Source organism: Dichotomicrobium thermohalophilum (assembly GCF_003550175.1).
GTDB lineage: Bacteria > Pseudomonadota > Alphaproteobacteria > Rhizobiales > Rhodomicrobiaceae > Dichotomicrobium > Dichotomicrobium thermohalophilum.
The window spans coordinates 511,373-525,438 of record NZ_QXDF01000001.1; the positions used below are offsets into that span (position 1 = coordinate 511,373).

General features: G+C 64.8%; 15 protein-coding genes. 5 read left to right on the plus strand and 10 right to left on the minus strand.

Annotation, left to right across the window (positions count from 1 at the left end):
- Window positions 1-15 precede the first annotated feature (15 nt).
- The 3 genes from BXY53_RS02315 to BXY53_RS02325 form a co-directional block, all read right to left on the minus strand.
- Window positions 16-2,064, minus strand: coding sequence for an AAA family ATPase (locus BXY53_RS02315; RefSeq protein ID WP_119060320.1), 2,049 nt, complete (start codon window positions 2,062-2,064; stop codon window positions 16-18).
- Between the two features lie 110 nt (window positions 2,065-2,174).
- Window positions 2,175-2,591, minus strand: coding sequence for a hypothetical protein (locus BXY53_RS14200; protein WP_210209124.1), 417 nt, complete (start codon window positions 2,589-2,591; stop codon window positions 2,175-2,177).
- 87 nt (window positions 2,592-2,678) lie between these two features.
- The gene (locus BXY53_RS02325; RefSeq protein WP_119060321.1) at window positions 2,679-3,245 is read right to left on the minus strand and encodes a helix-turn-helix domain-containing protein; all 567 of its coding nucleotides are present in this window, start codon (window positions 3,243-3,245) and stop codon (window positions 2,679-2,681) included.
- A gap of 172 nt (window positions 3,246-3,417) precedes the next feature.
- Between BXY53_RS02325 and BXY53_RS02330 the strand changes: the two genes are divergently transcribed.
- Together BXY53_RS02330 and BXY53_RS13945 are read left to right on the plus strand one after the other, a co-directional pair.
- Window positions 3,418-3,810 carry a helix-turn-helix domain-containing protein gene (locus BXY53_RS02330; protein WP_245410332.1) on the plus strand — a complete coding sequence of 131 codons (393 nt, stop codon included), beginning with the start codon at window positions 3,418-3,420 and terminating at the stop codon, window positions 3,808-3,810.
- The gene (locus BXY53_RS13945; RefSeq protein WP_147361472.1) at window positions 3,810-4,676 is read left to right on the plus strand and encodes a DUF6456 domain-containing protein; all 867 of its coding nucleotides are present in this window, start codon (window positions 3,810-3,812) and stop codon (window positions 4,674-4,676) included. The genes BXY53_RS02330 and BXY53_RS13945 overlap by 1 nt, the downstream gene beginning before the upstream one ends.
- Before the next feature lie 2 nt (window positions 4,677-4,678).
- Here the strand turns inward: BXY53_RS13945 and BXY53_RS02340 are convergent, their stop codons facing one another.
- The 5 genes from BXY53_RS02340 to argB all read right to left on the minus strand — a co-directional run bounded on the left by BXY53_RS02340 (window position 4,679) and on the right by argB (window position 8,258).
- Window positions 4,679-5,107: a SufE family protein gene (locus tag BXY53_RS02340; RefSeq protein WP_119060324.1), complete on the minus strand. Its 429-nt coding sequence runs from the start codon at window positions 5,105-5,107 to the stop codon at window positions 4,679-4,681.
- A gap of 123 nt (window positions 5,108-5,230) precedes the next feature.
- On the minus strand, window positions 5,231-5,677 hold the full coding sequence (locus BXY53_RS02345) for a hypothetical protein (RefSeq protein ID WP_147361473.1): 447 nt from the start codon (window positions 5,675-5,677) through the stop codon (window positions 5,231-5,233).
- A 30-nt stretch (window positions 5,678-5,707) separates the two neighbouring features.
- Window positions 5,708-6,544: a 2,3,4,5-tetrahydropyridine-2,6-dicarboxylate N-succinyltransferase gene (gene dapD, locus BXY53_RS02350; RefSeq protein ID WP_119060326.1), complete on the minus strand. Its 837-nt coding sequence runs from the start codon at window positions 6,542-6,544 to the stop codon at window positions 5,708-5,710.
- Window positions 6,541-7,329, minus strand: coding sequence for a pyrimidine 5'-nucleotidase (locus BXY53_RS02355; protein WP_119060327.1), 789 nt, complete (start codon window positions 7,327-7,329; stop codon window positions 6,541-6,543). Before BXY53_RS02355 ends, dapD begins: the two co-directional genes overlap by 4 nt.
- The gene (argB, locus tag BXY53_RS02360; protein ID WP_119060328.1) at window positions 7,326-8,258 is read right to left on the minus strand and encodes an acetylglutamate kinase; all 933 of its coding nucleotides are present in this window, start codon (window positions 8,256-8,258) and stop codon (window positions 7,326-7,328) included. The genes BXY53_RS02355 and argB overlap by 4 nt, the downstream gene beginning before the upstream one ends.
- A gap of 207 nt (window positions 8,259-8,465) precedes the next feature.
- Between argB and BXY53_RS02365 the strand changes: the two genes are divergently transcribed.
- A complete protein-coding gene (locus BXY53_RS02365; RefSeq protein WP_119060329.1) occupies window positions 8,466-9,863 on the plus strand; it encodes a Clp protease N-terminal domain-containing protein in 1,398 nt (465 codons plus the stop codon).
- On the opposite strand, the gene ubiB is transcribed toward BXY53_RS02365, so the two are convergent.
- Complete coding sequence (gene ubiB, locus BXY53_RS02370; protein WP_342634956.1) at window positions 9,860-11,434, minus strand: 2-polyprenylphenol 6-hydroxylase; 1,575 nt, start codon at window positions 11,432-11,434, stop codon at window positions 9,860-9,862. The genes BXY53_RS02365 and ubiB overlap by 4 nt on opposite strands.
- A gap of 41 nt (window positions 11,435-11,475) precedes the next feature.
- On the minus strand, window positions 11,476-12,255 hold the full coding sequence (gene ubiE / locus BXY53_RS02375) for a bifunctional demethylmenaquinone methyltransferase/2-methoxy-6-polyprenyl-1,4-benzoquinol methylase UbiE (RefSeq protein ID WP_119061719.1): 780 nt from the start codon (window positions 12,253-12,255) through the stop codon (window positions 11,476-11,478).
- Window positions 12,256-12,347: 92 nt separating this feature from the next.
- On the opposite strand from ubiE, the gene mutM reads away from it, so the two are divergent.
- Both mutM and BXY53_RS02385 read left to right on the plus strand, forming a co-directional pair.
- On the plus strand, window positions 12,348-13,247 hold the full coding sequence (gene mutM, locus BXY53_RS02380; RefSeq protein WP_119060330.1) for a bifunctional DNA-formamidopyrimidine glycosylase/DNA-(apurinic or apyrimidinic site) lyase: 900 nt from the start codon (window positions 12,348-12,350) through the stop codon (window positions 13,245-13,247).
- A gap of 33 nt (window positions 13,248-13,280) precedes the next feature.
- Window positions 13,281-14,054: an enoyl-CoA hydratase gene (locus tag BXY53_RS02385; protein ID WP_119060331.1), complete on the plus strand. Its 774-nt coding sequence runs from the start codon at window positions 13,281-13,283 to the stop codon at window positions 14,052-14,054.
- Window positions 14,055-14,066 lie beyond the last annotated feature (12 nt).

The window sequence follows — 14,066 nt, forward strand, 5'->3', positions numbered from 1 at the left end:
ACTCATCAGCCAGGGCTACCGCACAAACCCCAGCCCCGCGCCCGCGCCGGGCTTCGTCCGGCTCACCTGACCGAGCATCTCCACCACCTGCGCCTTGTCGCCCTTCGCGCCGAGCATGTCCGCCCGGCTGTAGACCTGCGCAAAATCGCCCGGCGTAAGATTGTCAAACGCCAGCCCGCCTTCCGGCGGCTCGCTCCAGCCGAAAAACACCCGGAACGCATGCGCCAGCGCCGCCTTGTCCAGATAGGTCAGCGTGATGTGAAAGGTGAAGCGGCGCAGCGAGGCGGTGTCGAACCGCTCGAACAGGTTGGTCGTGAAGCACACCGGCAGCGGGTGCTGCTCCATCCAGGTGAGCATCTCGTTGACCTGCGTGACCTCCCAGGAGCGCACGGCGTCGCGCCGGTCCAGCAGGAAGGATTCCGCCTCGTCGAACACCAGCATCGCCCCGGCGTCGCGCGCCTCCTCGAAGGCTTCCGCGATGCGCTTTTCCGACTCGCCGACGAACGCGCCGAGCAGGTCGGAGCCGCGCTTCTGGATGATGTCCATGCCCAGACGCGAGGCGAGATAGCGCGCGTAAGCCGATTTGCCCGTGCCCGGCGGGCCGGACAGGACGATCGAGAAGTTGCGGCGCTGCCCGGCGGCGACCTGTTCGGTGAAGGCGACGAGGTCGCAGTCCGCGCTGGCGAGCTTGGGGTCGAAGTCGACATCGCTGGACACACCGCGCGCGCCCGCGCCGGAAACCGCGCGCACCACGCCGCTGGCGGCTCGCTCCACCGCGCCCGCGCCCTGCCCGGCGTAGCGCGCCGCCTTCAGCGCGTTCTCCATGATCGCCGGGGTGGCGTCGATCTTGCGGGCAAGGCCCTCAAGCTCCTGCTCCGACAAGCTCACGCCGTGCCGGTCCGACAGCCGGCGCAGAATGCGCTCGCGCTGGCGCGCGGGCGGCAGGCGCAGCTCGATCGCCAGCGTCATGCGGCGCAGCACCGCCGGGTCGATCTCGTGGATGTTGTTCGAGGTCCACAGTACCGGGACCGGGCTGCGCTCCAGAACGCGGTTGAGATACAGCTTCGAGCCGCCGCGCCCGATGAGCTGCGAAGCGACATCCTCCATCTCGTCGAACAGCACCGCGGCGTTCTTCGACCCCGCCAGCAGTCGCAGCGAGAAGACGAGGTCCGCCAGCCGCGCGGAGCGGTCCTGCTCGGCCTGTGTGCCCGCATCCTCGCCCGCGCCGTAGAGCGTCAGGCCCGCGGCCTCGGCCGTGACCTTGCACAGCTCAGTCTTGCCGGAGCCGGGCTGGCCATACAGCAGGATGTTGACGCCCGCCGCGCCCTCGCGCGCCGCCCCGCGCAGCACGCCGGCGATCAGGTCGCGGTCGGTTTCAACGTGATCGTAGTCGTCCGCCCTGATCGCCGCCTTCAGCGGTGTGCCGAGGAACGCCTTGCGCATCTCGGCGAAGTCGGCGAATTCGCGGTCCAGGCAGTTGTTGACGCGCGGCGGGATCTGGAAGCGGCCGTTGAAGCCGGAGATTTCGTCGCCGTCCTCATCCAGCTTCAGCAGCCCCGAGACGATCAGGTCGCCGTCCGGCCCGATCAGCGGCTCGACCACGCGCGCGGGCTGGCCGGTCATCGCGGCGATGGTGCGGCTGAACGGTGTGATGACCTCGCCCACGCAGTCGCAAAGATATTCGACCTGATCGAAGCGCGCGTAATAAGCGATCAGCGCGACGATATCCGCCGATGCGGGCGGCAGGCCCAACTCGCGCACAAGCATCTGGATATTACGCGTCAGCGGCTCGGGGGGCGGCGTGGCCTTTGCAGCGGCTTGCAGCTCCTGAAGGACTTGCGCCTCATGCGTGCGATAGGCGCGCTCGAACTCCGCGACATTGAACCCGCCGCCATAAAGATGGCCGATCACCTTCGCCAGCGGTTTCGGGACCGGCAGTGAGAGGACTTCGGAGCGTTCGTTGAGCCAGTGGGTCAGATGCCGAAGCGCGCGCAGGGGCAGGTCTGGCCGCGCGAGCACGCGCGACAGGTAGCCCGCGACAAGGCTGCGTTCGGTATCATTCATAAGGGCACGGCCGCCCCGGGGGCCTGAACATACGCACTCATCCCCCTGTATGTATTGCTTTCGCGCGGGGTCGGGCAAGTGCCGTGCTGCAAGCGGCGGCGGGTTGGTCGTCAGCTTCCGCTTGACGAGAGGGCCTTGGTCTCGATGTGTCTTGCAGCGGGGCGCGTGCCTGTCCTCTCGCTTTTGGTACCCTGCCGACGCAGCGCCGCGAGCCGCGCCCGCTCGTCCTGCAGCGCGCGGGTCAGGGCCATATGCCGGTTCACGTCATAGCTCCAGTGGCCTGCCCGGCCGCGCTTCCGCTCGCCGCGCAGCGCCCGCTCCAGAGCCGCGACAACGCGCTCGGCATCGGCGGGGTCGGTCGACTCAATCTCGCTCGGCCATAGCGGCACCAACCGGGCAAGGCGGCGCGTGCGCGCATCTGCCGCAAACAGGGCTGGCGCGCGATCCCTGTGCTCGGGCGCATGCCAGCTTTGGATGCGGGGCCTGCGCCGCTTGTCACTCTGGCTTTGTTGAACATGATACGTCATCGTTGCGGCTCCTTTTACGCGGAACCGCAAGGCTGTCACGCCGTATCGGGGCGGGGATAACTTGTCTCGGGTATGCGTTCGACGGCGTTAAAAATATCTGAGGCTCATGACAACCGGGGCGATCCAGGAAACCTCAGCATCATAGGCCACCTCCGCGCCCGCATCGTGCGGCACGAGTGTCCAGCCGTTGCCGTTGCTGCGGATCACGCGCGTGAACCTGATCTGTCCATCCTTCATCTGCACGAGGCAGTCAGCCCCATGCGCCCTGGTGTAGTCCGCCTCCTTCAGGCGGTTGGCCACGAGGATGGTTCCGGCGTCGTAAAGGCCCACCCGCGCATCGAGTTGCACTGCCACCGGATTGTCTGCCGGGACATGCAGATGCAGTACGTTGACCTGCTTGCCCTCGCTGGTGAGCACGCGCCCGTTCTGCATAACGCGGCCGATAACCGGAATTTCCCGTCCTCCGGGCCGGGCGATCAGATCCGCCGGCTCGATGTTCAGCGCGTTGGCGATCTTTTCCAACCAGTCGGTGGAAACGGTCATGTTCGCCGTCTCAAGGCGCTGGACCGTTTGCGGCGTGGTTGAAATCTTGTCGGCCAGCTCTTTCAGCGTCAGCCCGCGCAGCTTACGGAACTCGCGAATTCTGGTTTCCATGTCGGGATCCTCTTGTTTTGGATCACCCTATACGAGATTTTTTACCAGGGATTTGTTCTGCATTTTTACTTTTTATGTAAATTGTCAGCGCACGGGTGTTTTCGACGACCTTTGTTGTCCCGAACAGAAAGGGGGTAGACGGCGTATGAGTTGGGAGTTTGAGGATCGGTGCATGAAGGATGTGCCTCTCCCCGAACACTACATAGGTATATCAAGCGCTTATCAAGCACAATATATTCAGTTTTCAGCTCTCGGCGGCCTTTTAGAACAGGCGGTCAGCACGATGTTCGCCGTGCCGCGCTGCGAGCTTCGCGCGGGGCGGAGATGTGAGGCCCGCGTCGCATTCGCGCGACAGGTTGCCATGTATCTCGCCCACATCATTTTCGGCCTGACGCTGAGCCGGGTCGGCCAGCTCTTCGGCCGCGATCGCACCACGGTCGCGCACGGTTGCGCGGTGGTCGAAGACCGCCGCGAAGACGTCGCGCTCGATCGAGCTCTGAACATCGTCGAAAACGCGCTGCGCAGAGCGCCTTTTCGTGGCGTAATGTCTGGAGGAAATCATTGATGAGTGAATCCGACGCGCTGACCCCGGAGGCAGAAAAACTGCTGCGTAAACTGAGCCGACGGAATACGCGCCTCGTGCGGTGTCGCACAAACGAAGTAGAGGGTGAATCTGATCCTGCCTTCATTTTGACACAGGGTTCATCCTTGGGCAGAGAAAAAACACGCCGCATTTCTTCTGATCTGGTTTCGGCGCTTTGGAGGCAACAATTAATTACGTCAGATGATGGCGGGTTTGTGCTCTCGGAAACCGGGCGGGCGTTTTTAAAACGAAAACTTGCGCGCACTGATGCATTTCAACAGCAGCATCAGGAGCGTGCCATGGAAACCGTGGAGATCGAGGGTGTTCGCAAGCCCGCGCTTGTCAATGAGACTGAAAGCCCCCTGGGCTGGCTGCGCCGGCGCAAGGACAAGAGCGGCCAGCCGTTGATTGACGCCGCGCAGTTCGAAGCCGGTGAGCGTCTGCGCCGTGATTTTTTCCACGCCGGTCTGACGCCGCGCGTAACCGCGAGCTGGGACGGGATACCGGGAGACGGCGCCTCACGCCGCGCGGCGCCTGGCGTCTCGGCGAACCTTCGCGAGCAGACGGTGGCGGCGCAGCAGCGTATTCGCCGCGCGCTGGAGGCGGTCGGGCCGGACCTTGGTGACTTGTTGGTAGACGTATGCTGTCACCTCAAGGGGCTGGAGGAGACCGAAAAGGCGAAGGGCTGGCCGCGGCGTTCCGCCAAGCTGGTGTTGCAGATCGCGCTCAGGGAGCTTGCGCGGCATTACGGGCTTCTCCGCTCCGCCGGGGAGGCCGCGCACGACACGTCGCGCCGGCTCCTGCATTGGGGCGCGCCGGACTACAAGCCGCAGATACAGGATTGCTGAGATCAGGCCGTGGCGGTGCCTAGCGCCGCCGCGGCGTCCTGCTTCACGCGCTGGACCATCGAAGCGAGACCATTCGAGCGCTGGGGGGTCAGGTGATCCCGCAGGCCGATCTGATCGAAGACCTTTTCGGCGTCGAGCTGTGTGATCTCGTCGGCGCGCTTGCCGGAGTAGAGCGCGATCAGAATGGCGATCAAACCGCGTACGATATGCGCATCGCTGTCGCCACGGAACTTGAGGACCGGGCGCTGCGCGTCGCCCTCGTGCTCCGTCACCAGCCAGACCTGGCTGACGCAGCCGCGGACCTTGTGATCCTCCGTGTAATCCTCCGGCTGGAGGGGTTCGAGCTCCTTGCCGAGTTCAATCACGTAGCGGTAGCGGTCCTCCCAGTCGTCCATGAACTCAAAATTCTCGATGATCTCGTCGATACTCATGGTCGTGCCGAATGCTGTATTGTCCTGATCTCCCCTAGAGATAGGGGCGCGGCGGGCGGCTTGCCAACCGCGAATTGCTCAGGGCTACGCGAAGGCGCCCAGCTCGGATCGCGCTGCCAGCCTTCAGGACGGCACGCAGGACCGCACACTGTCCCAGAGCCGCTCCCAGACCGGCGGCATGAGAGCTTCGGGCGGCTCCACGAACTCCATGTAGAAAAGATAGACGATGAAGGCACCCGCCAGCACTTCGAAAAACGCCTCGGTATATTTCAGCTCCCCAAGCTCGGCCAATTCGCCGCCCTTCCGATAATCCTTTTCGCGCGAGTGGAGCACCATGCCGAGGCCGAACACGAAGCCGATCGCCAGCAGCCCGATCTCCAGCAGGTTGAGCACTGTCATCGTCAGGCAGCCGATGAAATTCGTGATGAAGATCGCGAAGGTGAGACCGGCCGGCGTGATATTCCCGAGCCGCGCGGAGGGCACCAGCCAGCACAGCGCGCAGTAGCCGGCATACAGCGCGATAATCAGGAAAAAGAGTTTGCGGACGCCAAGGGTAACCGTGTTTTTCATCGCGCCCGCCCCCTGTTCCATGCGGCGCGATCAGGTGCGCAGCAGCTCGTTGATCGAGGTCTTGGCGCGCGTGCGCTCGTCGACGCGCTTGACGATCACGGCGCAATAGAGCGACGGGCCGGGCGACCCGTCGGGTAGCGGCTTGCCGGGCATCGTGCCGGGTACGACCACGGAGAACGGCGGCACTTCACCCATATGAACTTCGCCGGTGGTGCGGTCTATGATTTTTGTGGACGCGCCGAGATAAACGCCCATCGACAGCACCGAGCCTTCGCGCACGATCACGCCCTCGGCGACTTCCGCGCGCGCGCCGATAAAGCAGCCGTCCTCGATGATGACCGGGTTGGCCTGGAGCGGCTCCAACACGCCGCCGATGCCCGCGCCGCCGGACAAATGCACGTTCTTGCCGATCTGCGCGCAGCTTCCGACTGTCGCCCAGGTGTCGACCATCGTGCCCTCGTCGACATAGGCGCCCAGGTTCACGAAGCACGGCATCAGCACGACGCCCGGGGCGATATAAGCGGAATGGCGCACGACGCAGTTCGGAACGGCACGGAAGCCGGCCTCGCGGAAGCGGGAATCGTCCCAGCCTTCGAATTTCGAGGGAACCTTGTCCCACCAGGTCGCGCCGCCGGGACCTCCAGGGATCGTGCTCATGTCGTTGAGCCGGAAGGAAAGTAGCACCGCCTTCTTCAACCACTCGTTGACCTGCCAGCCGCTCGCGGTCGGCTCGGCCACACGCCCCTCGCCGGAGTCGAGCATTTTCAACGCGGTGTCCACCGCCTCGCGCACCTCGCCCTGCGTTTCGGCGCTGATCTCGTCGCGCCGCTCGAACGCTTGCTCGATGACTCCGCGAATGTCCGTCATGTGCTTGTCCCTCGGTCAAGTTCCTTTTCGCCGCCTGTTTCGCCGTCCGCGCCTGTGTTGTCAACGCTGTCGCGCGGGGCGATGACCGGCCCGAGCGCGTTCAGGAAGCCCGTCAGGTCGTCGGTGAGGTGATGGACATGCGGCGGCAACGGGCGGTCCGGGCTGATTGTCCGCTGCGCCGGGTGATCATGGTAGGACGAATGCACCAGCACCGTGACCATGCCGAGCGCATGCGCGGTTTCCAGGTTGTGCGGCAGATCCTCGAACATCGCTGAGCGTTCTGGCGCGATTCCGTGCGCGCTGCAGAACCGGTCGAAGGCGTGGCGCGTCGGCTTCGGGATATAGTCTGAGGAGGCGATGTCGAAGATATCGTCGAACACGTGCAGGACTTCGAGTTTCTCGGCGACGCGCTCGGCATGGCGGCGGGAACCGTTCGTGAAGATGTAGCGCTTGCCGGGCAGCGCCCTGGCCGCTCTCGCGAGATCGGGTGCCGGCTGGATCGGGCTGAGGTCGATGTCGTGGACGTAATCGAGGAAGTCGGTCGGCCGAACGCCGTGCTGCTTCATCAGCCCGGCCAGCGTGGTGCCAAAGGTGCGATAGTAATGCTTCTGAATGCGGCGCGCCTCCTCGGGCACGACCTCCAGATAATTCGCAATGAACTCGCCCATGCGGCGGTCCACCTGATGGAACAGGTTGCTTTCAGCCGGATAGAGCGTGTTGTCCAGATCGAAAATCCAGGTATCGACCTTGCGGAAGTCCGCCAAATCGCGCGCGCTTGATGTCATTCGCGTTCCGTTTTCTCCGGTTGTCCGGTTTCGGCCTTGATCAGTGTGCCCGCGCCATGCGCGGTGAACAACTCCAGCAGCACGGCATGAGGGACCTTGCCGTTGATGATGACGACGCCTTCGACACCCGCTTCCACTGCTGCCATGCAGGTCTCGATCTTCGGGATCATGCCGCCGGTGATGGTGCCATCGGCGATCATGTCGCGCGCCTGCCCGGTCGTGAGCGAGGTGACCAGTTCGCCCTTGGCGTCCAGCACGCCCGGAACATCGGTGAGCAGCAACAGGCGTTTCGCCTTCATTGCCCCCGCCAAAGCGCCGGCGAAAGTATCGGCATTGATATTGTAGGTCAGGCCGTCCCGCGCCACCCCGAGCGGCGCCACAACCGGGATAAGGTCGCTTTCGGTAATGACATCGACGATATGCGGGTTCACGGTCTCCGGCTCACCGACGAAGCCGAGATCGACCAGCTTCTCGATCTGCGATTCCGGGTCGCGCACTGTCCGCTGCAGTTTGCGCGCGGTCATCAGGTTGGCGTCCTTGCCCGAGATGCCGCAGGCCTTGCCGCCGAAGCGGTTGATCATCGCCACGATCTGTTTATTGATCGAGCCGGCGAGCACCATCTCGACAACGTTGACCGTCTCCTGGTCGGTGATGCGCAGGCCGTGCGCGAACTGGCTCTCGATGTTGAGCCGCTTGAGCAGTGACTGGATCTGCGGCCCGCCGCCATGCACCACGATGGGCCGGACGCCCGACTGCTTCAGCATGACGATATCGCGCGCGAAGGTTTCGCCCAGCGCCGGGTCGCCCATCGCGTGCCCGCCGTATTTCACCACCACCGTCTGGCGATCATAACGCTGCATGTAAGGCAGCGCTTCCGACAGCACCTTGGCCTGCAAGGCCGGCAGGATTCCCTCACCGCTTTCCGACATTCTCGACTCCTTACGCTCCGTCCCAACTGAGTATCCGGCCTTGGCCCGCGCGACAACAGCGCCGGGTCTGCGCGCCCAAAAATCGCGTGTTCCCAGAGGGCTGACATATTTCGGCTTCGGTCTTGGGGAATCGTGCGGATTATGCCACACACAAGCGTCCGGTGGCCGAGGGGGTAAGGCGCACCGGCGGGAGAGGACTGTTTGCGTATGACGGAACGGGCAAAGGCCGTGAACGAACTGCCGCATTCGGCCTATTTCGCGCACACGGTGCGGCGGGCGTATTCGGTCGCTCAGCGGCGCGGCAGCGCGATCGTCGGACTTGAGCATTTTCTCTATGCGTTGCTCGATGACCCCGATGCGCTCGCCCTGATGGAAGGGTGCGACGCCGATATCGCCTCTATCCGCGTGGAGTTGGGTACCGCGATAGAGAAGACGACGCCGCGCCAACTGCTTGGTAAGGACGAAACCCCGCAAGCCGGCAAGGGGCTTCGACATGTCTTGCAGGTGTCCCAGAAGGGCGCGCGGGAATCCGGGCGTTCGGAAGTAGACGGTGCGATCGCGCTGGCCGCGCTTGTCGGGCAGAGTGATACGGCGGTGGCGCGGCTGCTGAACCGGCACGGCCTAAGCTTTGGCAAGGCGCTGGGCTGGATTGACGCGCAAACCGCCCGTGATGCATCAGCGGCTGCGCCGCTGCCCGAACCGGAAGAACAGCCCCGCGCCGCACCATCCCCGGCAGCGCAGCCGTCACAGCGTCCCGCGCCGGCGAAGCGTGATATGCCGCCGACCAAATCACGCGAGCGGAACGGCGCGGAGCCAACCCTCGAAGACATGCTGGCGACGATCCGCGACGTCATAGACGAAGAGGCGGAGGCGCCACCGCCCGCGCCGGAGCAACGGCGTGCGCCCGCACGTAAACCGGGCGCTCAGGCGCCCACGCCCTCTGGTGCCCGTCAACCCGCGGAAACGCGCCCGCCGGCACCGAACAAGGGTGGAAAGGGTGGACGCCGGAAAACGAACGGGGCCGCCGGGGCGCAGCATAAGCGCCGCCGTGCCGCCGAGGCCGACGCGGAGCCGAAAGTCCCGGCATTGCTGGGTAAACTCGTAGAGCGCATCCCGCGCACCATGCGTGAGGGCGAGCGAGAGCATATCGAAGTTCGCATCGCCCGCGAGGCGTCGGAAGAGCTCCTCAGTGGCGTTCAAGGGCGCGGCACGACGCATGTCCACGGCGTCACCGTTACCCGCGCCATGAGTCTCTCCCTGCGCGCGCCGGATGGCGGGTTCATGATCGAGCCGCTGACGCCGGAAACGCAGTGGGTGTTCGACCGCCCGAGCTTCCTTGAAAGCGAGCCGTTCGGCCGCTGGGAGTGGGTCGTCCTGCCGATGAAGCGCGGCAGCCGGAAGCTGCAGCTCATCGCCGCCGCGCGCAGCGTGGACGAGAACGGGATGATTGGCGACGTGGCGCTGCCCGAGCAGGTCATCGACGTGCGCGTGCGGATCAACTGGGCACGCAGCTTGCGCAAGGTCGCCCTGTGGGCAGGGCTGGCGATCGCTGGCGGTGTGCTTGCAGAGATCGCGACCCGCTTTTTCCCCGGCCTGATGGGTTAGCCTGCCCACATCTGAAATGCGATCGCCGCGAGCGCCAGCGCTCCCGCCCAGATTCCCAGCCGTCCCCAGCGCGCGCCCCTGTCCGTCGCCGCACTGAGCCGCGCAACCGTCTCGTCATCCAGCCGCACGCCGCTTTCGCTCATCTCCGCGAGGCTCTTGCCGACCCGGTTGGCCTGGTCGGAGAGCTGCGGCACGGCGGCGAGAAACTCCGCCAGGCTGACCGCACCTTCAGCCGCGTCGCGCAGCCGAGCGCTGGCGCCCATTTCCGTGGTCATCCAGTCGCGCACCACCGGTTCGGCCGCTTCCCACATGTTCAGACGTGGATCGAGCGAGCGGGCGACCCCCTCGACCACGACCATCGTCTTTTGCAGCAGCAGCAACTCCGGCCGCGTGCGCATGTCGAACATCTCCGTGACCTCGAACAGTTGCCCGAGCACGCGGCCCATCGAGATTTCCTCCGCCGTCCGGTCCTTGAGAGGCTCGCCGATCGCCCGAAGCGCCTGCGCGAAGGTCGCCACGTCCTGGTGCGGGGGCACATAGCCGGCCTCGAAATGGACGCGGGCGCAGCGCATATAACTGCGCGTGAGAAAGCCGTAGAGGATCTCCGCGAGGAAACGTTTTTCCTTGGGGCCGAGCCGACCCATGATGCCGAAGTCGATGGCGATGATCCGGCCGCTGAGGTCGACGAACAGATTGCCCTGATGCATGTCGGCGTGGAAGAAGCCGTCGCGCATCGCGTGCTTGAGGAAGGCGCGAATGATGTTGACGCCGAGCTGCCGGCGGTCGAGACCAGCGCGCTCAATCGCTGCGACGTCACCAAGCGGGATCGCATCCACCCACTCGACGGTGAGCACCCGGCGCGAGGTGCGCATCCAGTCGATCGCCGGTACGCGAAAATCCTTATCGCCGTGCCTCTGGATGTTGTCATGCATCTCGGAAAGGCCTGCGGCCTCCATCCGCAGGTCCATCTCCAGCTCGACCCATTCCGCCAGCGTGTCGACGACGGCGACCGGGCGCAGTCGGCGCGACGGGGCGTGGAACCGCTCGATCATCCGCGCGGCGAAATAGAAGGTTGCCAGATCGCGCTGGAAGCGCCGCTCCACGCCGGGTCGCAACACCTTGACCGCGACGTCGCGCGGCGGGCGGCCCGGCGTGTTGATCGTTGCCTTGTGAACCTGGGCGATGGATGCCGCAGCGACGGGCGGTCCGAAGCTGTCGAACAGCGCATCGACATCCACACCGAAGGCTTCCGAGATCGCGCGCTTGGCGTCTTTGGTCGGGAAAGGCGGCAGCTTGTCGCGCAGCGCGGACAACTCGCTGGCCAGCTCCATGCCGACAATGTCCGGGCGCGTGGCCAGAAACTGGCCGAGCTTGATGTAGCTGGGGCCGAGCGCGGCGACGGCTCGCGACAGATCGCCGGGTTTTGAGGGCCGGGGGCGACCGATGCGCGTACGCCGCAGCAGCTTCAACGGGCCGGGAATTGCCTCGTCCTCGGGCAGGGCCCGCATCACATGCGGCAGCAGGACGATGCCCGCGCGCGCCAGCCGGTAGAGGTGTAGGATCGCCTTCACGCCTTAAACGTTGCCCCCGCGTTCAAGCGGTTTTCGTTGTTTCAGAGTCGCCAGCCGGAATGGATCGCGGCGATCCCGCCCGTGAGGTTGCGGTACTGCACGCGCGAGAAGCCCGCGGCCCTGACCTCATCGGCGAATGTGTCCTGATCCGGGAAGCGCGCGATGCTCTCAACGAGGTACTGGTATGCCTCCCGCTCGCCGGCGACCACTTCGCCGAGCCTTGGTATGACATGAAAGGAGTAAAGTTCGTAAATATCGTCCAGAATCGGAGCCTGCACCTCAGAGAATTCGAGGCAGAGAAAGCGCCCGCCGGGCCGCAGCACGCGGTAGGCCTCGCGCAGAGCGCGGGCGCGGTCGGTGACGTTGCGGATGCCGAAGGCGATCGTGTAGGCGTCGAAGCTGCGATCGGGGAATGGAAGCGTCTCGGCGTTGCCCTGGACGAAGCTCAGCCGCCCCGCCAGCGCCGTGCCCTCGAAGCGTCGGCGCCCAGCCTCGATCATCTCTGCCGAAATGTCGCAGATGACCGCTGTCGCCTGTGGTCCTGTCGCATTGAGGAACCGTCGGGCAATGTCGCCTGTGCCGCCGGCGACGTCGATCAGGCGGAAGGGGCGGTCCTTTGGCGGCGCAAGCCAGGCGATCAGGTCGTCTTTCCAAAGACGGTGCAGCCCGCCCGACATGAGATCGTTCATCAGGTCATAGCGGTCGGCGACCCGCGCGAACACATTATTGACCAGCGCCTGCCGTTCGGCGGCGCGCACCTGCTTGAAACCGAAGCTCGTCGTATCCGAGGTAACTGATTTGGGCGTATTATCGTCGGTCATGTGCGCGACCATAGCGCAGCGCGCCGCCTGTTGCTATCGTTCGCGCGCGCTCGCGCCAGAGGCGAAAACGCACAGCGGAGCCGTGTGACGAGATGCCTGAACTGCCCGAAGTTGAAACCGTCCGCCGCGGCCTCGCGCCGGTGATGGAAGGGGCGCGCTTTGTTGCGGTCGAACTGCGCCGGCCCGATCTGCGGTTCCCGTTCCCGGATGGCTTTGTGCAGCACCTCGTCGGCCAGCGTGTGCGCAGGCTGGAACGCCGGGCGAAGTATCTCCTGGCGCACACAGACAACATCGTACTGGCCATGCATCTCGGCATGAGCGGGCGCTTCTCCATCTTCTCGCCGTCGAAGACGGCGCCGCTGAGCGCCGCACCCGTCCAGCCGGGCGAGTTTGTTCATGCTGCGGGAGGCCTGCCGGCGCATGATCACGTGGTTTTCGATTTCGATTCAGGCGCCCGCGTCATCTACAACGATGCGCGCCGCTTCGGCTATATGACGCTGATCCTGCCGGAGGATCTGGAGTCGCACCCCCTGTTGCGGGATCTTGGGCCGGAACCGGTCGGCGTCGACCTGACGCCCACCTATCTGGCCGAGTGCGGTCGCGGCCGTATCCAGCCGCTCAAAAGTTTTCTTCTCGACCAACGGAACGTTGCGGGCCTTGGCAACATTTATGTCTGCGAGGCGCTGCACCGCGCGCGCCTGTCGCCGTTCGCTCCGGCGGGCCGGCTCTCCACGGCGACCGGACGGCCATCAGCGGGCGCGAAACGGCTCGCGGCCGCGATCCCGGAGGTTCTCCACGAGGCGATCGCGGCCGGCGGCTCCAGCTTGCGCGATCATCGTCGCGCGGACGGCACGCTTGGTTATTTCCAGCACGCGTTCGTCGTGTATGACCGCGAGGGCGCCCCATGTCCCCGCCCGGATTGCGGTGGATCGGTACATCGTGAGGTTCAAAACGGTCGTTCAACCTTCTATTGTCCGCGCTGCCAGCGATAACGCGGGGCACGCGATCACAAGAGGGAACTCTCCATGACTTACGAGACAATCATCGTCGAAAAGCGCGGACGCGTCGGTCTCATCGTCCTGAACCGCCCCGAATCGCTTAACGCGCTGAACGAAGCGATGATGGTCGAACTCGGGCGCGCGCTCGATGCGTTCGAGTCCGAGGCAAACATTGGCTGCATCGTTATCACCGGCTCCGAGCGCGCATTTGCCGCGGGGGCAGACATCAAGGAAATGCAGGGCAAGGTGTTTCCCGCGACCTACCGCGACGACTTCATCGGCAACTGGGATCGCGTGACGCGTACGCGCAAGCCGGTGATCGCGGCAGTGTCCGGTTATGCGCTTGGCGGCGGCTGCGAACTGGCCATGATGTGCGACTTCATTCTCGCATCGCCCACCGCCAAATTCGGACAGCCCGAGATCACACTGGGCATCATCCCCGGCGCGGGCGGCACCCAACGTCTCACGCACGCAGTTGGCAAGGCGAAGGCGATGGAGATGTGCCTGACCGGCCGGAACATGGACGCCGAAGAGGCAGAGCGGGCCGGACTGGTCAGCCGTATCGTGGCAAGTGGCGACCTCGTCGAGGAAGCGATCCGCACGGCGGAAAAGATCGCCGATATGTCCATGCCGGCGGTGATGATGGCCAAGGAGAGCGTGAACAACGCTCAGGAAATGAGCCTTACCGCGGGCACGCGGACCGAGCGCCGGCTCTTCCATAGCCTCTTCGCCACGGCGGATCAGAAGGAGGGCATGGCGGCATTCGCCGAAAAACGGAGCCCGCAGTTCAAGCACAAGTAACAAGTGTCTGTT